20 protein-coding genes are annotated in these 21,590 nt (G+C 71.9%); 10 read left to right on the forward strand and 10 right to left on the reverse strand.

All coding sequences use genetic code 11. The features are described from left to right. Window positions 1–85: 85 nt before the first annotated feature. Both VFZ70_07155 and VFZ70_07160 read left to right on the forward strand, forming a co-directional pair. Window positions 86–232 carry a hypothetical protein gene (locus VFZ70_07155; protein HEX6255576.1) on the forward strand — a complete coding sequence of 49 codons (147 nt, stop codon included), beginning with the start codon at window positions 86–88 and terminating at the stop codon, window positions 230–232. Continuing rightward, complete coding sequence (locus VFZ70_07160) at window positions 229–990, forward strand: class I SAM-dependent methyltransferase (protein ID HEX6255577.1); 762 nt, start codon at window positions 229–231, stop codon at window positions 988–990. Before VFZ70_07155 ends, VFZ70_07160 begins: the two co-directional genes overlap by 4 nt. A 30-nt stretch (window positions 991–1,020) precedes the next feature. Here the strand turns inward: VFZ70_07160 and VFZ70_07165 are convergent, their stop codons facing one another. Next, a complete protein-coding gene (locus tag VFZ70_07165; GenBank protein ID HEX6255578.1) occupies window positions 1,021–2,232 on the reverse strand; it encodes an MFS transporter in 1,212 nt (403 codons plus the stop codon). A 236-nt stretch (window positions 2,233–2,468) separates the two neighbouring features. Between VFZ70_07165 and VFZ70_07170 the strand changes: the two genes are divergently transcribed. Continuing rightward, entirely contained in the window at window positions 2,469–3,545 is a 1,077-nt protein-coding gene (locus VFZ70_07170; protein HEX6255579.1) for a class I SAM-dependent methyltransferase, read from the forward strand. Between the two features lie 128 nt (window positions 3,546–3,673). On the opposite strand, the gene VFZ70_07175 is transcribed toward VFZ70_07170, so the two are convergent. Then, a complete protein-coding gene (locus tag VFZ70_07175; protein ID HEX6255580.1) occupies window positions 3,674–6,790 on the reverse strand; it encodes a BTAD domain-containing putative transcriptional regulator in 3,117 nt (1,038 codons plus the stop codon). Between the two features lie 259 nt (window positions 6,791–7,049). Between VFZ70_07175 and VFZ70_07180 the strand changes: the two genes are divergently transcribed. Beyond that, complete coding sequence (locus VFZ70_07180; GenBank protein ID HEX6255581.1) at window positions 7,050–7,667, forward strand: helix-hairpin-helix domain-containing protein; 618 nt, start codon at window positions 7,050–7,052, stop codon at window positions 7,665–7,667. A gap of 51 nt (window positions 7,668–7,718) precedes the next feature. Here VFZ70_07180 and VFZ70_07185 read toward each other — a convergent pair whose 3' ends face one another. After that, window positions 7,719–8,069 (reverse strand): PGPGW domain-containing protein, encoded by a 351-nt coding sequence (locus tag VFZ70_07185; GenBank protein ID HEX6255582.1) that lies wholly within the window; start codon window positions 8,067–8,069, stop codon window positions 7,719–7,721. Window positions 8,070–8,272: 203 nt separating this feature from the next. Here VFZ70_07185 and VFZ70_07190 point away from each other — a divergent pair, with 203 nt between their 5' ends. Continuing rightward, entirely contained in the window at window positions 8,273–8,401 is a 129-nt protein-coding gene (locus tag VFZ70_07190) for a hypothetical protein (protein ID HEX6255583.1), read from the forward strand. Window positions 8,402–8,530: 129 nt separating this feature from the next. Further along, a complete protein-coding gene (locus tag VFZ70_07195) occupies window positions 8,531–10,237 on the forward strand; it encodes a DUF885 domain-containing protein (GenBank protein ID HEX6255584.1) in 1,707 nt (568 codons plus the stop codon). Here VFZ70_07195 and VFZ70_07200 read toward each other — a convergent pair. The 3 genes from VFZ70_07200 to VFZ70_07210 all read right to left on the reverse strand — a co-directional run bounded on the left by VFZ70_07200 (window position 10,231) and on the right by VFZ70_07210 (window position 14,457). Further along, window positions 10,231–11,406, reverse strand: a complete 1,176-nt coding sequence (locus VFZ70_07200; protein HEX6255585.1) for a GNAT family N-acetyltransferase — start codon at window positions 11,404–11,406, stop codon at window positions 10,231–10,233. The two genes, VFZ70_07195 and VFZ70_07200, sit on opposite strands and share 7 nt — an antisense overlap. A gap of 528 nt (window positions 11,407–11,934) precedes the next feature. Continuing rightward, window positions 11,935–12,987, reverse strand: coding sequence for an N-acetylglucosamine-6-phosphate deacetylase (gene nagA / locus VFZ70_07205; GenBank protein ID HEX6255586.1), 1,053 nt, complete (start codon window positions 12,985–12,987; stop codon window positions 11,935–11,937). Window positions 12,988–13,398: 411 nt separating this feature from the next. After that, window positions 13,399–14,457: an alcohol dehydrogenase catalytic domain-containing protein gene (locus VFZ70_07210; protein HEX6255587.1), complete on the reverse strand. Its 1,059-nt coding sequence runs from the start codon at window positions 14,455–14,457 to the stop codon at window positions 13,399–13,401. 145 nt (window positions 14,458–14,602) lie between these two features. On the opposite strand from VFZ70_07210, the gene VFZ70_07215 reads away from it, so the two are divergent. The 3 genes from VFZ70_07215 (at window position 14,603) to VFZ70_07225 (ending at window position 17,248) form a co-directional block, all read left to right on the forward strand. Then, window positions 14,603–15,010 (forward strand): VOC family protein, encoded by a 408-nt coding sequence (locus VFZ70_07215; GenBank protein HEX6255588.1) that lies wholly within the window; start codon window positions 14,603–14,605, stop codon window positions 15,008–15,010. Beyond that, window positions 14,997–15,677 (forward strand): YafY family protein, encoded by a 681-nt coding sequence (locus VFZ70_07220; GenBank protein HEX6255589.1) that lies wholly within the window; start codon window positions 14,997–14,999, stop codon window positions 15,675–15,677. The genes VFZ70_07215 and VFZ70_07220 overlap by 14 nt, the downstream gene beginning before the upstream one ends. 116 nt (window positions 15,678–15,793) lie before the next feature. Continuing rightward, window positions 15,794–17,248 (forward strand): protein kinase, encoded by a 1,455-nt coding sequence (locus VFZ70_07225; GenBank protein ID HEX6255590.1) that lies wholly within the window; start codon window positions 15,794–15,796, stop codon window positions 17,246–17,248. A gap of 350 nt (window positions 17,249–17,598) precedes the next feature. On the opposite strand, the gene VFZ70_07230 is transcribed toward VFZ70_07225, so the two are convergent. Together VFZ70_07230 and VFZ70_07235 are read right to left on the reverse strand one after the other, a co-directional pair. Further along, complete coding sequence (locus tag VFZ70_07230; protein ID HEX6255591.1) at window positions 17,599–18,996, reverse strand: AarF/ABC1/UbiB kinase family protein; 1,398 nt, start codon at window positions 18,994–18,996, stop codon at window positions 17,599–17,601. 26 nt (window positions 18,997–19,022) lie between these two features. Continuing rightward, window positions 19,023–19,487 carry an isoprenylcysteine carboxylmethyltransferase family protein gene (locus VFZ70_07235; GenBank protein HEX6255592.1) on the reverse strand — a complete coding sequence of 155 codons (465 nt, stop codon included), beginning with the start codon at window positions 19,485–19,487 and terminating at the stop codon, window positions 19,023–19,025. An 83-nt stretch (window positions 19,488–19,570) separates the two neighbouring features. Between VFZ70_07235 and VFZ70_07240 the strand changes: the two genes are divergently transcribed. Next, on the forward strand, window positions 19,571–20,005 hold the full coding sequence (locus VFZ70_07240) for a PPOX class F420-dependent oxidoreductase (protein ID HEX6255593.1): 435 nt from the start codon (window positions 19,571–19,573) through the stop codon (window positions 20,003–20,005). A 123-nt stretch (window positions 20,006–20,128) separates the two neighbouring features. Here the strand turns inward: VFZ70_07240 and VFZ70_07245 are convergent, their stop codons facing one another. Continuing rightward, window positions 20,129–20,971 (reverse strand): hypothetical protein, encoded by an 843-nt coding sequence (locus VFZ70_07245; protein ID HEX6255594.1) that lies wholly within the window; start codon window positions 20,969–20,971, stop codon window positions 20,129–20,131. Between the two features lie 104 nt (window positions 20,972–21,075). Next, window positions 21,076–21,590 (reverse strand): hypothetical protein (locus VFZ70_07250; GenBank protein HEX6255595.1); only part of this gene is annotated, 515 nt, incomplete at its 5' end.

A 21,590-nucleotide genomic window follows, 5' to 3' on the forward strand; every position in this document is an offset into this window, starting at 1 on the left:
CCGACCCGAGGCCCTCGCGCAGCCACCCGTGGGGGTTGCTCCCTCCGCACGACATGCTTGGCTACAGGTACGTCATCGAGGGGAGATGACCGTGCCAGCACACCGCCTCCGCACCGACCTGAGCCACCTGGTCAGCTGGACGCTGCTGGCCAGTGCCGCCGCCACCATCGCCACCGGGATCATCGCCGATGCGTGGGCGACCGCCGGATCGACCAGGACGGATGCGCCGTGACGGCGTACGACGCGCTCGCGTCCGTCTACGACTGGCTCGTGCCCGACATGCTGTTGGAACCGGAAGGGGCGTTCACCGCGTTCGCCGGGATCGTGGCGGACCTACCGGCCGGGGCACGCGTGCTCGACTGCGCGTGCGGCACCGGCCAGCTGGCTGTCGGTCTGGCCCTCCACGGCTTCGACGTCACCGCGTCGGATGCCAGCCCGGGCATGGTGGACCGCACCCGGGCGCTGGCCGCCGCCCACCACGCCGAGGTGCGGACGGCGGTGAGCCGCTGGGAGGACCTGCGCGGCACCGTCGACGGCCGCTTCGACGCCGTCTTCTGCGTCGGCAACTCGCTGACGCACGCCGAGGGCGCGACCGGACGGCGCGCGGCACTGGCGGCGATGGCAGACGTGCTCACGCCGCGGGGCGCGTTGGCCGTGACGTCACGCAACTGGGAGCGGTTGCGCGACCGGCGGCCGGGTCTGGAGGTCGATGACGCGCTCGTGCAACGCGCGGGCCGAGCCGGCCTTGCGATCCGATCCTGGTCGCTGCCCGAGGAGTGGGAGGCGCCCCACCACCTCGAGGTGGCGGTGGCGGTGCTCGACGGTCGACAGGTCGTCGATGTCGTCGGTGAGCGGTTGACGTTCTGGCCGTTCACGCACCGCCAACTGACCGACGAGTTGCACGCGGCGGGCCTGAAGCCGACGTCGAGCAGCCACGGCCCCGACGTCGACCGTTACGTGGTGGTCGCCCGCCGGGGCAACGCCGGCTGACGCGCGAGCAGCCCACACGGACCGGCCGCGTCAGCACGCGACCGCAGCGTCCGGCTGCGGGCCGTCCTCGAGGCGGTGCGAGGCGGGCACCAACGCGAGGGCGATGAGCACGACCAGCATGCCCGACCCGACCAGCACCGCCTGCGGTCCGAACGCGGACGCGAGCAAGGGTGCCACGGCCAGCGGCGTCAGGTCGCCCGCACGTTCGTGCAGTTGCATCGCTCCCATCGCCCGACCGATCAACGCGTCGGGCGTCTCGACCTGCACCAGGGTGCGCACGCTCGGCGACAGCAGGCCCAGCAGCGCCCCCCACACCAACGCGCCGACGATGACGACGGTCAGCGTGGCGGTGCCCGAGTACAGCATCGCGCCCAGACCGCAGGCCGCCGCGAGCACCGTGACCCGAGGCAGGGTGGCGAACCGCCGCGGAGCCCGGTCGACCAGCACGGCGCCGCACGCCATGCCCAGCCCGAACACCGAGTTGACCCAGCCGAGTGTGGCCGCGTCGGCCTGCAGGGTCTCGCGGAAGTACAGCGGCTCCAGCGCCGCGAAGAAACCGATCGACAACCACATGACGGCACCCACGGAGAACACGTGACGGATGCGCGGCCGGCGGTACGCGTACCGCAGGCCCGCGGTCATCTCACGCCAGCCCAGCGATGCCCGCTCGTCGGTGTCGTAGGCGATCCGCTGCGGCAGCCGGCTGCACAGTGCGACCGCCAGCAGCGACGTGGCCGCATCGGCCACGAACACCGCCGCGAGCCCGACCACGGTGCTCAGCAGCGCAGCGCCGGCCGGCCCGAGCACGAACGCCCCGGTGAACGCGACCTCGAGCGCGGCGTTGGCTCGGCCGAGCCTGTCCGGATCGTTCGTCAGCACCGGCGGGAACGACGCGACGGCGTTGAACACGACCATCGACGAGAAGCTGACGGCGGCCACGGCCGGTGTCAGCTGGGCGAGCGTGGACGGCAGCATGAGCGCCAGCGTCGACGGGACGACCAGGATCTCGCCGACGAGCAGCAGGCGCTTGGGGCCGTACCGGTCCACCAGCGCACCGCTCACCGCCGAGCCGACGAGCCCGGCGACACCCATGACCGCCATCACCAGCGCCAGCTGCGACGGCGTCGCGTCCATCTCGAAGGCCGCCCGACCCCAGATGCCGACGAAGAACGTGCCTTCGGCGCCGGCCGCGGACAGCAGCCTCGCCAACGCCAGCCGCCGTATCTCCCGATCTCTGAACATGTCATCGGCCCTCTTGCGGTCCGCTTGCCGGTCGCCGCGACGACGGTGCCCGACGGCGCTGTCAGCGCGCTTACATCCGTGCGACGGCATCGGCGTCCCGCCTGACAGCGACCTGACAGCGCCATGAAAGCGCCGGCGTCCATCGTTCCGGCATCGAACGACGCGGCCGGTGCACGGATCCGGCCACCGACCGGCGCGACGGCGATCCGCGCGGCGCCAGCAGCAAGGAGCAGGACATGACCACGACCGTGGAGCCAACGATCACGAGCGACGCCGACACGTTCGCCGAGCACCTCTTCGGTGCGGCGAACCACACGCTGGAGATCATGAGCGCCTACATCGGCGACCGCCTCGGGTGGTACCGCGCGCTGGCCGAGGCCAGCGCGACCCCCGACGAGCTGGCGCAGCGCACCGGCACCCATGTGCGCTACACCCGCGAGTGGCTCGAGCAGCAGGCGGTCGTGGGCTGGGTCGACGTCACCGAGGAGGAGGGCGGCCGCCGGTACCAGCTGTCGCCGGCCGCGGCCGAGGTCCTGACCGACGAGCACAGCCTGCTGTACCTCGCACCGCTCGCGCGGATGCTGGGGGTGTTCGTGCAGATGCCGGAGCTGCTGGACGCCTACCGCTCGGGCGGAGGGGTGAGCTGGCAGCAGTTCGGCGCCGACGCGCGCGAGTCGCAGGCGGACATGAACCGCCCGTGGTTCGAGCACGAGCTACCCGGAGCGCTGGCCGGCACACGCCGGGTCGACCGGGTGTTGCGGCGGCCGGGCGCGAAGATCGCCGACATCGGGTTCGGCGGCGGATGGTCGAGCATCGCCATCGCCCGCGCCTACCCCGACGCGACCGTGCACGGCTTCGACATAGACGAGGCGTCGGTCGAGATGGCGCGACGCAACGCCTTCGAGGCCGGGGTCGCCGACCGCGTCACGTTCACACACGCGGACGCCGGGACGATCGATGGCAGCTACGACGCCGTGTTCTTCTTCGAGTGCGTCCACGACATGCCCCGCCCGGTCGAGGTGCTGGCTGCGGCGCGCCGGATGGTCCGACCCGACGGCGTCGTCGTGGTGATGGACGAAGCGGTCGGTGACGAGTTCACCGCACCTGGCGACGACGTCGAGCGGCTGATGTACGGGCTGAGCCTGATGATCTGCCTGCCCGACGGCATGGCGCACCAGCCGTCGGCCGGCACCGGCACCGTCTTCCGCCCGCGGACGCTGCGTCGGTACGCGCAGGAGGCCGGCTTCCGCGACATCGACGTGCTGCCGATCGAGGACTTCGGGTTCTGGCGCTTCTACCAACTGCACCTGTGACCCGACCGATCCGACCGCACCCGGGTGTCACATCGGCCACGGCGGCCACCGCACCCGGGTGCGACCCGCGTGCGAAGGCACCGCGACGGCCCCCGGATCCGCTCCCGGCGCCGGGGGGAACGGCGTGCTCAGACATCGTCGGTCGGCAGCGCGTCGGCCAGCCGATCGAGCACATCGCGCGTCCATGCGATCGCCTGGTCGTCGGACATCGCCACGCCCCGCGCCCGGGCGGTCGCGAACCCCGCCTCACCCAGCCGGGCCGACAGCTCGGCGGCCGCGGCGGCGAGACGTTGCGCGTCGGCACCGAACGCCGGTGAGGACGTCGAGCGGCTGAGCACGATGCCGTGCAGCACGGCTGCGTGCTCGTTGGCACCCAGCCGCAGCAGCAGGCCGACGATGCTGCGCACCGCGACCCACTGCTGCGTCCAGTTGCGTGCACGGCGCCAGCGGTCGATGGTCTCGCGGAACAACTCGACCGCACGGGATGCATTGCCGTGGCGCGCGTGCAGCGAGGCCGCGGTCACCAACGTCACTCCGACCAGGAACCGGTCGTCGAACGCACGGCTGTAGGCCAGTGCCTCCTCGGCGACCGGCAACGCCCGCTCGGGCTCGTGCTCCACCAGCGCCTCGGTCAGCGCATACGTCGCCCACGCGACACTGGCCGGCGTGCCCTCACGTCGACCGGCCGCCAGGATGCGCTCGGCCGCGGTGATGGCCGCGTCGGTCCTGCCGCTGTAGGCCTGGGCCAGCACGCGGCTGACGCGCAGCCACACGTCGAACAGGCGGCTCGCCCCTGAGGGCGCCACCTGCTCGAGGACATCAGCAAGGGCGAGCACGTCGTCGAGCCGGCCCTCGTACAGCGCGACCTCCGACAGCGCGTACGTCGCCGTGTAGACGGCGGGGTCGTGCGGGTCCGCGCAGTGGGCGAGACCGCGTTCGGCCAGCGCCGTCGCGGCCTCCAGGTCGCCGCGGAACCGGGCACTGAGCGCGGCCGCACCGTACGCCGCGGTCATCAACGCCGGATCGACGCCGGCATCCTCGGCCGCCGTGACCGTGGTCTCGGCCCACGTGTAGGCCTCACCGTGCGCCCGGTGCTCCGCGTACGGCGGCAGCGCGGCGACCAGGCGTAGCGCGAGGGGAAGGTCGTGCGCGGTGGCCCACCCGTGCGCGGCGCGCAGTTCGTCGATGGCGTGATCGAGGGTGGCCGCAGCCCGCTGTGGTCCCACATCGGACAGATCCACGGCCACGCGCTCGGCGAGGTCGGTGTAGTACGCGGCGTGCGCACGCCGCGCGCGCGCCATCGCGTCGCCGTCGCCGAGGCGTTCGCGCCCGTACGAACGCAGCGTCTCGAGCAGCGCATACGTGGCGGAGCCCGAGGACGTGTGCGCGCCGAGCATCGACGCGTCGACGAGGGCGGCGACCGCGTCGGCCACATCGGCAGCGTCGATGGTCGCGTCCGCCGCGGCCACGACGTGCTCGGCCGCCTCGAGGGTGAAGCCTCCGGCGAACACCGACACCAGGTCGAAGACACGCCGCGCCCGCTCGCCGAGCAGGTCGTACGACCAGTCGACGACCGCCCGCAGCGTGCGGTGGCGGTCGGCACCCGTCCGCCGCCCGCCGCGCAGCACCCGGAACCGCCAGGACAGTCGCTCCGCCAGATCGCGTGGCGTCATCGATCGCATCCGGATCGCCGCGAGCTCCAACGCCAGCGGTAGGCCATCGAGTCGCCGACAGATGTCCACCACCGCGTCGCGGTTGTCCTCGGTCAGCGCGAAGCCCTCGTGGGCCGCGGCCGCCAGCTTGCAGAAGAGCTGGACGGCAGGGCTCTCGCGGCCGTGCGCACCGTCACCGGTCGACCGACGTGCTGCCCGCCGGGCGACAGCGTCGCCACGGTCGCCCGATGCCGATCGATCGGGTGGCGGCGGATCCACCGCCAGTGGCGGCACGGCGACCACGCGCTCGGCGGCGACGCCGAGCCGCTCACGACTGGTGACCAGCACGACGACGTCGGGGCAGTCCTGCCCGATCGCCGCGACCAGCCGCGCGATGCCGCCGAGCACGCGCTCGGCGTTGTCGAGCACCAGCAGCAGCTGCTGCGACCGGAGGACCTCGATCACCCCTTCGAGCGGGCCGGCACCGGGGCGTGGCGTCGCCCGCAGCGTCGTCATCACGAGACCGACGACCGCGTCGTCATCGTCGATCGAGGCGAGCTCACACCAGCACACGCCGTCGGCGCGGGTCTCCGCGGCGCCCGCCGCGACAGCGAGCGCGACACTGGACTTGCCGACGCCGCCCGGGCCTACCAACGTCAGTGGCCTCCCGGGCGCCAGGGCGCCGACGACATCGTCGACCAGCCGGTCGCGACCGACGAGGGCCTGCGCGGGCGCCAGCGTCGGGGACCGCACGGGTCGCGAGGCCGCCCGCCCCCCACCGTCCGGCATGGCGACGTCGGTGACCGGCGGACCGGCGCCACCCAGGTCCGGATCCGCGCGGAGGATCTGCCGCTCGACGTGCTGCAGCTCGGCCGACGGCTCCAGCCCGAGCTCCTCGTCCAGCACGCTGCGGTAGCGGCGGTACACGGCGAGCGCGTCCGCGTGGCGGCCCGCGCGGTACAGAGCGATCATCAACTGCGCATGCGGCCGCTCGCGTAGCGGATGCTCACGGGTCAGCAGTTCGAGGCGCGCGATCGCGCCGTCGGTGTCGCCCTGCGCCAGCGCCGCCTCGGCGCGATCCTCGAGCGCGGCTGCGCGCAGCTCGGTCAGCCGCGCGGCCTCGGCGCGGGCGAACGGCTCGTCACGGAACTCTGCGTACGCGTCGCCGCGCCACAGTGCCAGCGCCTCGTCGAGCAGCCCGGCCACCGTCGCCGCATCGGCCCCGGCCGCCTGGGCGCGTTCCACCAGTCCGGCGAAGACCGTGGCGTCCAGTGTCTGGTCGGCGAGGTCCAGCACATAGCCGGGCGCACGCGTCACGATCTGCGGGACGTGGGTGTCGTTCTGTGGCAGTCTGCTGCGCAGCCGGGATACGAGCGTCTGGACGGCACCGGTGGTGTTCGTCGGTGGGTCGTCACCCCACACGATGTCGGCGAGCCGGTCGACCGAGACAACGGTGCCGGCGTTGAGCACCAGGCCGGCGAGCAGTCGCCGCAGGTTCGGTGACGCCAGCGCGATCGACGCGCCGTCGTCGCCGACGATCTCCAGCGTGCCGAGCACGCGCACCCGCACGGGCGCGCTGTGGTGTGGCGTCATGCCTGGATCGTACGCACGCGCGCCGGCTCGGCCGCCACGGCGATGGTCGACCGCGGTCCGGCCCGGTCAGCCGCCAGTTGCGCTGGTGGCCCGACCTCCAGCGCAGCGGCGATCATGCCTCAGCGCGGCGCCATCGTGCGACAGGCGGTGGCGGCGTGGTCGACTGACCCGCGATCTCGGTGGCACATCGCCGACAGTCGACCGCGACAACCACTACCGTGGTCTGGGATCTACCGGCCCACGAGCGAACGGATGGACGATGGGGCCAGTGCTGTGGTGGTGGCGGTGGTGGACGGGCGACGACCCCGCTCGGGACCGGCGACTCGTCGAGGCGCGTGAGCTGCTGGACGAGCAACGGACGCGCAGCGCGGAGCTGACCGCACAGCTGCGGGCGCTCGACGCAGAGCTCGCCGGCGTGCGCGCCGAAGCCGATCAGCTCGCGGCGTACCGCAGGGAGCTCGAGCGGACCAGGCGCGAGGCTGAGCAACTGCGAGCCCGCGTGGCGGAGCTCGAAGCCGAGCTCGCGTCGTCCGGGGAGGCTGGGTCGTCCGGGGAGGCGGCATCGTCCGGAGAGGCTGGGTCCGCCACGCAGCCGCCACCCGACGTGTCCGCGGCGACGGAGGTCCTGGGGACGAAGATCAAGGTCGACGATCTCACCGTGGTCGAGGGCATCGGCCCGAAGATCGCCGGCCTGCTCGCCGACGCCGGCATCGATACGTGGCGCGCGCTGGGCGCCGCCGACGTCGAGCGACTGCAGGAAGTGCTGGCCGAGGCCGGTCCCCGCTACCGGATGCACGACCCGTCGGGGTGGCCCACGCAGGCCGGACTGCTCGCCGACGGGCGCTGGGAGCAGTTCGCCGACCTCACCAGCGGCTGACCGGCGGGCCCGCGCAGCCCACGGGCCGTCGCAACCCGCGACCGCGCGGCATCACCGCACGATGGTGTATCCGGCGACCACGATGACAAGGCAGACGGCGACGCTCCAAATGAGCCGGACCCCCCGGCTTCTCCTGGCGAACGCGCGCTGGATGCGGACGCCACGGTCGATCAGCTCGCCCAGCGCCCACTGCGCCCACCGGTAGCGCACGGCCAGCATCGCGAGGCCGATCGGGATGACGAGCAGGGCAGGGCCGGGCAGCACGAGCATCGCCAGGCCGGCGACGACCACCGCGACCGCTGCGATGACCCACACGGCGCGCACCATCCGGCCGCCCTGGTGGTAGCGGCGCTGCACTGCGTGCACCCGCCGCTGGATGTCCTGGCGCAGTTCTTCCGTCATGGGCGGGATCGACCGGTCCGTTGCCGCTGCCGTAGCGGCATCACGTCCATCCTCGCACGCGCGGGCAGCGGCCGACACCGCTCCCGATGTAGGCCGTCCGATTTCTGGATCTAGGCACCGGTCACCGATCTGCGGCCGGCCGGCTCGCCGTACCGTGACCACTGTCAGATCGACAGCCGTCCATGCCACACGAAGGATCAGACATGATCTCCCCCGCGTACCTCGCCCAGCTGATCGAACAGTACCAGGCCCGCCAGGCCGAGCGCTCCGCGACCGTCGCCTCGCTCGACAGCCGCCGGACCAGCGACGAGCCCGTCGTCCGCGCCGCCTGAGCCCTACAGCACACCCGATGGCACCGGCCTCACCCGCCGGTGCCATCGCCCATTGCTCCTGCCGGTCACACGCCCGTCGCGGTGGTCCGGATAGCATCGGCGGGCCGTCGCGACCAAGGAGCAGCGTCCGTGCCGACCGCCGAGCTCGCCGACCAGTACTGGACCTACCTGCTGTCGATAGCGCCGTCATGGGCGACGCTGCTGGGCGTCCACGACCACGACGGCGAGATGGAGGATCTGTCCAGCGAGGCCGAGGAACGCCAGCGGGCACGCCTGGCCGAGCTGCTGCGCGACGCCGAACAGCTGACGCCCGACACCCACACCGACCGGGTGACGACCAGCATGCTGCGCGCCGAGATCGACGCCCGCCTTCGTGCACTCGGCGGCACGCACGGCGACGGCCCGTCACACGTGCTGCTGTCGTGCCAGCAGATGGGTGGACCGCACCTGCTGCTGCTGCAGGCCACGGCGTCGATGACGTTCCCGGCGCCGCCGTGGGCGTCCGCGGCCGTCGACCGCTTCCGTCAGACCGACCGGTACCTTGACCAGGCGTTGGCGCGGTTCGTCGAGGGCGTCGAGCGGGGGCTGACCCCCGTGTCCCGCAACCTGGCGCACGTGCTCGCGCAGCTCGACGGCTACCTTGCGACACCCGTCGACGACGATCCGCTGGTGACCATGGCAGGTCCGGCGGACTGGGACGGCGAGTCGGCGTGGCGTGACCAGTTGCGTGCGGTCGCGAACGATGTCGTGCGACCGGCGATGCGTCGGTACCGCGACGGCATCGCCGAGCACCTGGTGCCGCATGGGCGCGATGACCGCCACGCCGGGCTGTGCTGGCTCGACGAAGGTGCACGCCTGTACCACGACAAAGCACGGATCTCGACGTCGCTCGACATCGATGCGGACAAGATCCACACGATCGGGCGCGACTACAACGACGGACCGCTGGCCGAGCAGTTCGCGACGCTGGGCGACGAGCTGTTCGGCACGTCCGACGTCGGCGCCGTCTTCGAACGGATGCGCACCGACGACGACCTGCGCTACCACTCCGGCGAGCAGATGGTCGACGACGCGCGGGCCGCGCTCGAACGCGCCCGTGCCGAGTTGGGCCGGTGGTTCGGACGGCTGCCCGAGGCCGACTGCGAGGTCCGGCCGGTCCCGGAGTTCCTGGTCGCGAGCGCGCCGCCGGCCTACTACATCCAGCCCGCCGGAGACGGGTCACGCGGCGGCACATACTTCCTGAACACACGGAACGCGTCGTCGATGTTCCGGTTCGAGGGCCAGGCCACCGCCTTCCACGAAGCGATCCCCGGCCACCACCTGCAGCTGGCGATCGCCGGGGAGCTGACCGGCGTGCCCGCGTTCCAGCAGCACTCGCTGCAGACCGCCTACGTCGAGGGCTGGGGGCTGTACGCCGAGCGCCTGGCCGACGAGATGGGACTGTACGCCCGACGAAGCGATCTGCTGGGCATGGTGGCGCTGGACGCCTTCCGCGCCGCCCGGCTGGTCGTCGACACGGGCCTGCACGCCAAGGGATGGTCCCGTGAGGACGCGGTCACGTACATGCGTGAGCACACGCCCCTGCCATTCGACACGATCGACGCGGAGGTCGACCGCTACATCGCGATACCCGGTCAGGCGCTGTCGTACAAGCTCGGGCAGATCGAGATCCGGCGGCTGCGCGACGACGCCGAGCATGCGCTCGGCGAGGACTTCGCCATCCGGGGGTTCCATGACACCGTGCTCGGCTCGGGCATGGTCACGCTCGGGGTGCTCGGAGACCTGGTCGACGAGTGGGTCGGCCGCCAGGGCGCGGCCGCCCCCGCCGATCAGTAGGTGTCACGCATGCACGGCGCAGGCGCGGCGAACGCGTCGTCCATCGCGGCGACGGTTGGCGGATCGCCGCTGACGCGCCCGGCGGCGGCCAGCGCCGATGCCGTCGTGAAGCCGGTGTAGAGGCTCGCCAACGCCCGGACGTCGAGCGCGACCCGGCCCGATCCCCCCGGGGTGAGCACGGCGAACCGATCGGCCACCTCCAGCACGAACCGACCGTGGTTGGCGCTCCGCCGCTCGTCGGAGATGTCGAGCTCGATCGTCGCCGAGACCGGCGCCCAGCCACGCGCCGTCATCGCCGCCGGTGCGTCGATCACGCGGGTCATGAAGTGCTCGCAGGCGGGATCGAGATGCGTCAGCGACGACAGTTCGAACAGCAGCGGATCGGCGGTCCGCGACCTCAGCACCGACGTGGCCGCGACCGCGTGATGGTGTCCGGCGCAGCGCAGCAACGCCCGCTCGACGTCACGGTCGGCGCCGAACAACCGCAGCACGTGCAGCCCGTAGATGCCGTCGTCGGCCGACTCCTTGACCGCGAGCAGCAGGCCGGCGACCTGACCGTCGCGCACGGCGACGACCGCCAGTTCGGGCTCGTCGGGGTCGGCCTGCAGCGCGCGCCGCAGCCAGCGGTCTCCGCCGATCAGCGCTCCCGGCTCACGCTGTGCCCGTCGGTCGTTCAGCTCGACGAGCGCGTCCAGATCAGCCGGAGCATACGGGCGCAGCTCGACGGGAACGGCCGGCGCCGGAACATCCAGCAGCGCCCGTGTGGCGACGCGGCGCCGTACGTGCTCGCCGGCGAACTCCCAGCCCCAACGGTGGTAGGGCACCGGCGTGGACGGATACAGCGTCGAGATCGCCAGGCCCGCGTCCGCCATGCGCTCGAGCGCGACCGTGAGCATCTGTGAGCCGATGCCGCGGCCACGCTGGTCATGGGCGATCGTGAAGGCCGAGACCGCTGCCATCGGAACCGCCCGGCCTCCGAACGACTGGTGGACCGGCCACACCGCCAGGTGGCCGACCACACGGCCGCCGTCGACAGCGACGAGGCGATGCTCGTCGGGCGCATACACCTCGGCGGCGTCGTAGTCGCCGCGCGTCGACGAGCTGAAGGCGTGTACCCGTAGCTGGAACGCCTGCTCGGCGTCCTCTGGTCGCAGCGGTCGGATCTCCACGGTCTTCCTGTCCGTCAGCGGCTCGGCCGCGCGCCGTGCCACTCCCCCATTGATTGTGTGGCACGGCACGCGGCGTGTCGCGGGTCAGGCCCGCAACAGCTGGTCCCCCGAGCTGCACGTCCGACGCGGCGCGTGACCCCGACCTCCCGGGCACCCGCGATCGGTGCGTGCCCCTCGACCAGGCGGCGCCCAGGTACTACGCTCAACACGAGCGGACCGTCGACGTGCCGCCAACGAGGCGAAGAGGATCCCAGACCTCGTTGCGCTTGTCGACGGTCGGCCTTGCGCGAGGGCGGGACTCGCCCGGGGACGGTCGGTCTGTCCGCGTCTCCACACCGCTGCCTTCTCCCGCCCCGACCGACCGGCGTCGCGTCATGCGCGCGTCTCTTGTTCCTCTCGACCCATGATCTCAATCGTGTTGTTCCAGACAGCTGCCCACCTCGCCGAAATTGAGGAATCGCGGGCACCGACCCGTGTCCCACGTCACGCGTCCGTCGGCGACCAGCCACCGGCCGTCGACGCCGCACGTCATCGGGCGTGCACCCTGGCGCCCGCGACGAACGTCTCCCGCACGGCGAACCGGTCGTCGAGCACGACCACATCGGCCGCGGCTCCTGGGTGCAGCCGTCCCAGGTCGGGGCGTCCCGCCAGGTCCGCCGGCACCCGCGTGGCCGCCATGACGGCAGCCGCCCGGTCGACGCCGAGGGCGTGGAGGTTGCGGACCGCGTCGATCATCGTCAGCGCGCTGCCGGCCAACGCGCCGCGTGGATTGCGCACCACTCCGTCCTCGACCGTCAGCACGATGCCACCCGTGCGGTAGGTGCCGTCGGTCATGCCGGCTGCGGCGGTGCCATCGGTCACCAGCGCGACCCGGTCCCCCGCGCACCGCCAGATCACCCGCACCATGTCGTCATCGAGGTGGTGCCCGTCGACGACCAACTCGACCGTCACCGCGCCGGCGGTCAGCGCCGCAGCGACGACCCCCGGGTCGCGATGGTGCAACGGCCGCATCGCGTTGCACAGGTGGGTGACGCTGCGCGCGCCGGCATCGAACGCCGCGCGCGCCTGCGCGGCGGTCGCGTCGGTGTGCCCGACCGAAACCGTCACACCGCGACCGGTCAGCAGCTCGACGAGGTCGAGCGCGCCCGGCAGTTCGGGCGCCAACGTCACCTCGCCGACCGGCCCCGCCGCCAAGAGGCGTTCGAGCAACGCGATGTCGGGGTCCCGGCGGTGCCGAGGATCGTGCGCGCCCAGGCGGTTCGGGGCGAGGAACGGGCCCTCCAGGTGGGCGCCGAGCATGCGCGGGCTCTCGCCGCGCAGTGAGGCGAGCCGGCCCAGCGCGGCGATCATCATGCCGGGCGGGGCGGTCATGAGCGCCGGCCGGAACGCTGTCACGCCCGCGGCCAGCAGGTACCGGCGGCCGCGGTCCCACGCGTCACCGTCGGCGGTCAGGAAGTCGACGCCACCGCAGCCGTGCACGTGGAGATCGATCAGACCGGGCACGGCCAGGCCCTCGCGCCCCGCCGGGGCGCGGCCGACCGCCGCGATCCGGCCATCGTCCACCTCGACGTCGCCGGCCACGCGCGTGCCGTCAACGACGGCCGCAGCGACACCTATGCGGCGCGGCGGCACCGTCGGTCCGGGGGACGTCGGCTGCGCAGGCGTCGGCCGCACCCGGGCGGCCGCGTGTGGTCATCCACCCCACCTACGATGCGCAGACCGTTGCGCGTCCCGCAAGACGCGGTGGGCCGGGACGGGGGCGCCACGGTGACGGGGTGAACCGGAACCCGTCCGCGTGCGTGTTTGTAGAGGGATTCGGTGAGCAGGCTCAGGTGGCCGCACCGCGACACGGGTCGACGCCACCACCCGGAGCACACTCGACGGTGGCGTACGTGTTCGCGGTCAGCGCGCGCGAAACGGACGCGAGGCCTGGGGTCCCAGGGCCGGTGACGGGAGCCCTGGGGCCCCACAACCGCTCTCGGGCCCCGCCCGTCACGGCGCGAAGACGGCCTTGATCGTGCCGCCGGCGTGCCTCGCGAACCGCTCGTACGTGGCTGGACCGTCGGCCAGGTCCACGTGGGGATGGGTGATCACCACGTCCGCCAGCGTGCGCGCCAGTTCCACGGCGTCGGGAAGCATGCGGTCGAGGGCGCTCCGCACCGGCGCCCGGCCGAACCGGACCGTCAGGTTGCGGCCATAGGCATCGACCGGCGAGAAGCCGAACGCCGAGCCGGTCTGCACGGCGATCACCGACAGCGTCCCGCCCGGACGGACCAGTTCCGAGGCCAGCGCCTGCGCCTGGTGGCCGCCGGCCGCCTCGACGACCGCCGCGGCGCCCTCGTCGGACCCGAGCGCCGAGAGCACCTCCACGGCCGCTTCCGGTCGTGCGCAGTGGACGCCGAGGCGGGCGGCCGCAGCCCGACGCGCGGGCACCGGATCGACCGCGAGCACAGCCGACGCGTCGCTGCGGATCGCGACCGCGGCCGCGCACAGTCCGACCGCCCCCAGGCCGACCACGACCACCGGCGCGTCCGGTCGCGGGTCGGCGCGCTCGACCGCGCACCACGCCGTCGGCAGGTTGTCGGTCAACAGCACCGCGGCGGTGTCGTCCAGCGATGGCGGCACGGCCACCAATGTGGTGTCGGCCAGGGGCACGCGCACGAGCTCTGCCTGGCCGCCGTGCAGCGCGGGCGCGTGCGGCCGGTCGGCCGGACCGAACCCGAAGAGCTCACCGCGCACGCACCGCGCGGTCAGCCCACGCCTGCACGGGGCGCAGCGGCCACACGACGTCGTGAAGGCGGCGAGCACGCGCTCGCCCACCGCGACCGCCGTGACTGCGCCGCCCGTCGCCACAACCTCGCCGACGATCTCGTGGCCGGTGACGACGCCGAAGCGCACGCTCTCGCGCCCCTCGTAGGGGTGCAGGTCGGACCCGCACAGTCCGGCGCGGTGGACGGCCACCACGGCATCGGTGGGCGCCTCGATGGTCGGGTCGGGCAGATCGGTCCGGTAGGCGATGTCTCCCACGCCATCGAGCACCAGTCCACGCATGATCGACCTCCGATCGACTGCGGGGATCCTGCCAGGTTCCTGACAGACCCGTGTCAGCAGGACCGCGTCTGCTGCCAGGAAGGTGTCAGCAGCCCACCGTCATGGTGTCCCCATCGCACCCGATGCACCCAGGAAAGGACCCGCGATGGCACACCCCGACATGGTCCCGCTGATCATCACCGATGCGCTCGACGTCGTGCGCGCCTTCTACGTGGACCGGCTCGGCGCCACGACGACGATCGAGATGGACACCTACGTGCAACTGCGCTTCGGCGACATCGAGCACACACGCGAGCTGGCATTCATGGCGCCGGACCAGCCCGGAGGTCCGCTGGCCGGCCAGCCCACCTTCGCCGGTGGGTTGGTCGTCTCGGTGTCGGTCGACGACGCGGACAAGTACCAGGAGGTCCTGGTCGGCCGCGGCGTCGACGCGCCGGAACCCACAGACAAGCCGTGGGGCTGGCGCAGCTTCACGGTGACCGACCCGGCCGGTGTGGTGGTGGACTTCTTCCACGAGATCGCGAACACTGCCGCCAAGGATGCGCAGAGCTGACCGGCTGTTCTCGATCGTGCTCGAGCTGCGCCGCCGTCCCGTCACGACGGCGGCGCAGCTCGCCGATGCGCTCGAGGTGTCGGTGCGCACGATCTACCGCGACATCGCGGATCTCGTCGCGGCGGGCATCCCGGTCGAGGGCGAGGCCGGCGTCGGCTACCGCCTGGGTTCCGACTTCGAACTGCCACCGCTGATGTTCACCGTCGCAGAGGTGCAGGCGCTCGTCCTGGGTGGGCGCATGGTCGAGGCGTGGGGTGATCCACGCCTGCGGGCAGCGGCGCGCAGCTCGCTGGCCAAGGTCGAGGCCGTCCTACCGCCAAGCGAGCGGCACCGCATCACCGACACCGCGCTGTACGCGCTGTCGTACTGGTCACCCGAGGAGCCACGCGAGACGCTCGGCGTGGTGCGGGAGGCGATCGACCGCCGTCACCGCATGCACATGACGTACTCGACCCCGGACGGCGAGCGTACCGAACGGGTCATCCGCCCGCTCGGCCTGTTCTTCTGGGGCCGCACGTGGACGGTGGCCGCGTGGTGTGAGCTGCGCGAGGACCACCGCAGTTTCCGCGTCGACCGCATCATCGATCCGCGGCTGCTCGTCGACCGCTTCGCGCTCGAGCCCCCGGTGACGCTCGATGACTTCATGGTCAGCGTGCGCGACGAGTGACTCGCGCTCTCGAGCTCGTCCGGCACCGATCGATTGTCACAGTTCTGTCGCGATCGCGCGACACGGCCGTGCGGTCGGTTGGCATCGACCACGCTCAACGGTGATCATTGTCAGGTATGGCTGTTCCAGGTGATGTGATCGGCGGTCGCTACGAGTTGCTGTCGCGACTCGGTCGTGGTGGCATGGCCGAGGTCTTCCGCGCCCACGACCAACGGCTCGGCCGGCAGGTCGCCGTCAAGGTGCTCGCTCCGCACCTGCTGGCGGACGCACGGTCGATCGAACGCTTCGGCCGCGAGGCGCGAGCCGCCGCGTCGCTCAACCACCCCAACATCGTCAATGTCTTCGACGCGGTGAACGACGGCGACACGCACGCCATCGTGATGGAGCTCGTCGAGGGCCCCACCCTGGCCGACGTGATCGAACAAGATGGCCAGATGGACGTGGCCGACGCGACGCAGACGGCGATCGGCATCTGCGACGCCCTGCAGGCCGCCCACGATCGTGGTCTGGTCCACCACGACGTCAAGCCGCGCAACGTGCTGTTCGACGCGGACGGGGCGCTGAAGGTCACCGACTTCGGCATCGCCCGGGCCGCCAGCAGCGACATCACCACCATCCAGGGCTCGCCACCGTACCTGGCGCCGGAGCAGGCGCGCGGCGGTCAGTCGGACCGGCGCAGCGACGTGTACGCGCTCGGCTGTGTGCTGTTCGAGATGCTCGCGGGACGTCCGCCGTTCGACGGTGACAGCTCGTCGGCGATCGTGATGGCCCACATCGACGCGCCCGTCCCCCCGCTGTCGGAGTTCCGTCCAGACGCGCCACGCGACCTCGAACAGGTCGTGAACCGTGCGCTGGCCAAGGATCCCGCGGCACGGTACGACTCCGCGGCCGCGCTGCGCGCGGATCTCACACGCATCGCCGGCGGGCTCGCCCCGCTGGGGGCCACGATCGTGTCCTCGACACGGGCGATGCCGGCCGACGCGACGATGGCGGTCGAGGACGAGTGGACCGACGAACCCGCCGAGTACACGGACCGCTACGACGAACCACCACCCCGGCGTCGTCGCCGCATGACCGCGCGGGCGGTGGCGATCGCGCTCGGGGTGGTCCTTCTGCTGGTCGTCCTGGCGATGGCGTGGGCCGACAACGCCCAGCCCGACGTTGCGCAGAACGCCCCGGTCGCCAGCGAGCCCGCCCCGGAGCCGGAGCCCGATACGGACACGGGCGACGGCACTGCTGACGGTGGGAACCAGGGCGGCCTCATCGACGATCTCAACCGGCGCGCTGACCAGCTCGAGGATCTGCTGCAGCGCGGTCGCGACGCCGACGAGGCGACCCGGCGGCGCATCGACGAGCTCGAGCGTCAGTTGCAGGACGCGCTCGACCAGGCGGCTGCGGCCGCAGGCGGAAACGACCAGGGTAACGGCGCGAACGAGAACGGCACCGAGACCGGCAGGCTTGACGAGCTGCAGCGCCGCATCGACGATCTCACACAAGACCAACAGGTCACTGATCGCATCGTCGAGCAGATCCAGCAGATCCTCAACGACCTGAACCCGTTCAACAGCTGACGTCGACGAGCATCTGGTGGGTGGCGGCTCGATGGAGCCGCGCCGGTGGGGCGAGCAGTTGCCTCGTGTCGTCGGCGACCGCCGAGCGGTTGGACCAGGCTTTCCCTACGGCACGTTGATCGTCAACGCGCCGTAGGGCTCCCTGCTGCTCGGCCTGAGCGACGGCTTGCTCGCCCGCGGCACGCACGCGGACGCGGCGGAGGGACGCAAAGCGGGGAGCACGCCCCCGTGGGGAGACCTGTCAACGCCCAGCCACCGAATCCACCCCACAGCAAGAGCCACCCGACACCGCACACCCCCAATGGGGAGACCTGTCAACGCCCAGCCACCGAATCCACCCCGCAGCGAGATCAGCCCGCCGCGGCGTCGAAGCCTGGCAGCCAGCGCTCGATGACGGGGCGGACCTCGACCGTGGCCTCCAGCTGGCACAGCACGCCCACGCAGCCCAGCCACACCCGATGGGTGAACAGATGTTCGGCCGGCATCGTGAGCTGCAACGCCACCTCGAACTCCGGGTTGCGCGGGTCGTTGATCCGCGAGAACTGCCCGCGCAGCCACTCCCGGCTGAACGCGAACGTCTCGTGCCCGGCCGGCACCGTGAACGGCGCGAGGTAGTCGCGCAGCTTGACGGCGTCGACGTCGGCGTCGGGACGCACGAACCCTTCGTCGCGCAGGCCGTCGACGATCTCGTCGACGTCGCCGCGGCGCAGCACGGTCAGCAGGCGCCCGAACGTCGCGGGCATCCCGTCGGGCATCGCCAGAGTCGAGCCGAAGTCGAGCACGCCCAGCCGTCCGTCGTCGGTCAGACGGAAGTTGCCCGGATGGGGATCGGTGTGCAGCCGGCCGGCGATCTCGGGTCCCGACAACAGGAACCGCATGTACAACTGCGCCGCGCGGTAGCGCTGGCCGGGCGTGCCGGTCGCCGCGATCTCGACGAACGGACGGGCGTCGAGCCAGGTGGTGACGAGCACGCGCGGCGTCGCGATCAGGACGTCGGGGACGACGACCTCAGGGTCGTCGCGGTAGGCATCGGCGAAAGCGCGCTGCGCACGGGCCTCGGCCAGGTAGTCGAGCTCCTCGGCGAGCCTCGTGCGCATCTCGGCGACCAGCGGGGGCAGCGCCAGGCCAGGGGCTACGGCGGCGGCCGCACGGGTCATCACCGACACGGCACGCATGTCTGCGCGCAGTGCCGCGGCGATGTCGGGGTACTGGATCTTCACCGCCACCGGGCGGCCATCGGCCAGGGTCGCGCGATGCACCTGACCGATCGATGCCGCCAGTGGCGCGACCTCATCGAACGTGGCGAACCGCCGACGCCACTCGAGTCCGAGCTCGGCCTGCAGCACCGGCTCGAGCTGTCGGAACGGGACCACGGAGTTGCGCTCCGGGACGTCCGCGAGCGTCCGGCGCCAGGTCTCGTCGGGATCGACGGGGAACAGCGCGTCAAGCGTCGCCAACAGCTGGCCAGCCTTGAGCGCACCACCCTTCAGGTCGCCCAGCACCCGTCGGGTGCGCGCCGCGTTGCGGCGACGCAGGTCCAGTCGGACCCGGTCGGGATCGGCCCCGGCGCCCCGCCGCGCCAGGCCCTCGACGGCGAGTGCGGCGGTGCCCAGCGGCAGCGCGAGCAGCCGCAGGGTGCGCCCCACACGGTGCACACCGCCGACGCCCGTCACGGACCCACCACGTTGCAGGCGGACAGGGTGGAGGTCCGCACGCGCGATCGGCCCGTCGTTGTCATGGCCGCCCATCGTGGCACGCCGCGACGGCCGCGCCTTCAACGGACACCGGGCACCAGCTTCGCGCGGACTCGTGCACGGTACGCGTCGTAGTCGTCGTAGGCCTCGACGAGCAGCACCTCCTCGTACGCGATCTTGCGGTCGAAGAACACCGCACTGATCACGACGAGCAGGGCGCCGGCCAGGCTCGGCACGCGCAGCACCGATCCCGCGATCAGCAGCAGGACGCCGGTGTAGATCGGGTGCCGCACCACGCCGTACAGGCCCGTGTCGATCAGCCGTCCCTCATGGACAGGTGACGGTTGGGGCGCCAGCTGCCGCCCGAGCTGGAGCATCGCGACCACGGTGATCAGGCCGCCGACGGCGAAGACCATCCATCCGAGCGGTCGCGCGGCCGGGAGTCCGATCCTGCCGAACCACCCGTCTGCGCGGGGCACGACGACGAAAGCCAGGACGAACAGCACACCCTGACCGGCCAGCCACAGCACATCGGCCCGTCGCATACCCGGCCAGTGTGCCCCGCGGCGCCGTCCGCCCGGCGCACTGGCAGGCTTGGCCCCGACGACCAAACGGGAGAGGACCCCGCATGCACATGATGGACCACGACGAGCGACGCGCGTTCCTGCTGCACGGCACCCGCACCGCGCACCTGGCGACCATCCGCGAGAACGGCGAGCCACACGTGGCGCCCGTGTGGTTCACGCTCGACGGCGACGACGTCGTGTTCATGACCGGCGCCGACACCGTCAAGGGACGCAACCTGCGCCGCACCCACCGCGCCGCGATCTCAGTCGACGATCCCGCACCGCCGTACTCGTTCGTGCACATCTCCGGCACAGCGCAGATGTTCGACTGCGGCGACGACATGGATGCGGCGTTTCCGCACGCATGGACGATCTCCGCCCGCTACATGGGTGAGGAGCTGGCCGAGCAGTACGCCCGACGCAACGCCGTGGCGGGCGAGATGCTGGTCCGACTGACACCGGACCGCATCTTCGCGCAGGCCGAGCTCGCGGACTGACCGGTTCAGGTCGCGTCGGGTGCGCCGACCCCGATCGTCTGTAGGCATGACACGATGCCGTTTGTGCAAGTCGCGGTGCGCGGTCCCGGATGACACGGGCAGCGCCAGTGTGACATCGGGTGGTTACTGGACCAGGGCCTGCACCTCGCCGACACGCACCGGCACGGTCGTCTGACTCGTCAGCTCGCCCAGTCCGCCGCCGTCACCGTCAGATCCCGACCACCTCGCACGCCAGACCACGGTGGCGGTGACGTCATAGGCCGCACCGCGCCGCGCAGCGGACGAGTGACGGTACGTGTAGCGGCAGTCGGTGGCCTCGGGCCTGCCGGCGAAGCGCGCCTCGTACACGCGGCCCGGACCGTCGCAGGTGACGATGTCGCCGTTGCCCATGTCCCACTCGACGCGCAGGGGCGACGCGGTGACCGTGGCCGACACGGGACCAGCCGACGCGGTGCGGTCCCGCGGCCCCCACTGCTGGCGGTCGATCCACAGCCAGGACGGAAGCTGGGTGACGTGGTCGCCCTCGGGGCTCATGCCGATGAGCGGCGACGGCAGCGCGAGGTCGGCGAGGGCGAACTGGGCGAGCAGCGCTGAGGACACAGTGATCGTCGGCGCTGTCCCGCCGGTGAGCTCGTCCACGGGCACGACGTCGGTGACCTCGCCGGTGACCGGATCGCGCATGATGATCTCACCGATGCCGAACAACTCGCTGGTCCGGCCGCCGAGGTGGCCGCCGTAGCCGGGGCAGATGTGGCCGTAGCGCAGCGTCCCGCCGTCGCTGGCCACGATGTGGTTGTAGCAACCGGGAAGGGTCGAGACGCTCGATCGCGCCAGCATGTCGGACCCACCCGCCGCGGGGCTTCCCACCTGGCTCTCCGCCGCGGACGTCGACTGGGCCGACAGGTCCCGCGAGCCGAACTCGACCGACTCGACCTGGCGCTTGTAGGACGCTTGTGCTGTCACCATCTCATCGCCGACTCGGCCAGCAATACTGGACTGTTCATCGACCGTTTGAGCGAACGCGGTCGGCGTCGATAGTGCGACGGTCGCAACAGCCGACAACAAGCCCACTACGGCGCGGAAGACGAGCACTGCTCAAGTCCCTCTTCGATGACGGACACGCCCGCGACCTTCCACTCATCGCGATCACGATGTACAGCGGCGCCATCAAGACGCATGGTGTCGGCGTGCGCGCTGACGTCGGCCGGCTCCGATGCCGCTTCATCCACGCGTCCGTGTTTGCCTATCTCCACACAGTCGTAGACGACAACTCGGTTGTCGCCTTCATTCGCCGAAATGGCCCACGGATCATGCTCGTCGCGCTCCCCTCGAAAGGCCTCGCCGCTAGCGCGTAGGTCAGCGACGAACGCACGCAGTGACGACAGTTGAGGCTCGACCATCGTCGCGTCGATCGCAGGTAGGTCGGGATCAACCGGCCCGACACCGCCGAAACCGATCGCCCTGTCGTAGGCGTCGACGAACGCCTCGTAGCCGTCCACGGCGTCCCGAGCGAGGTCGGGCGGGACGCAGCTGGGCGGGGCGGGGCCCTGCGCCGGGCCGCGCAGGTAGGGCGGCTCGTCGGGCG

This window comes from Euzebyales bacterium (assembly GCA_036374135.1).
Lineage (GTDB): Bacteria > Actinomycetota > Nitriliruptoria > Euzebyales > JAHELV01 > JAHELV01.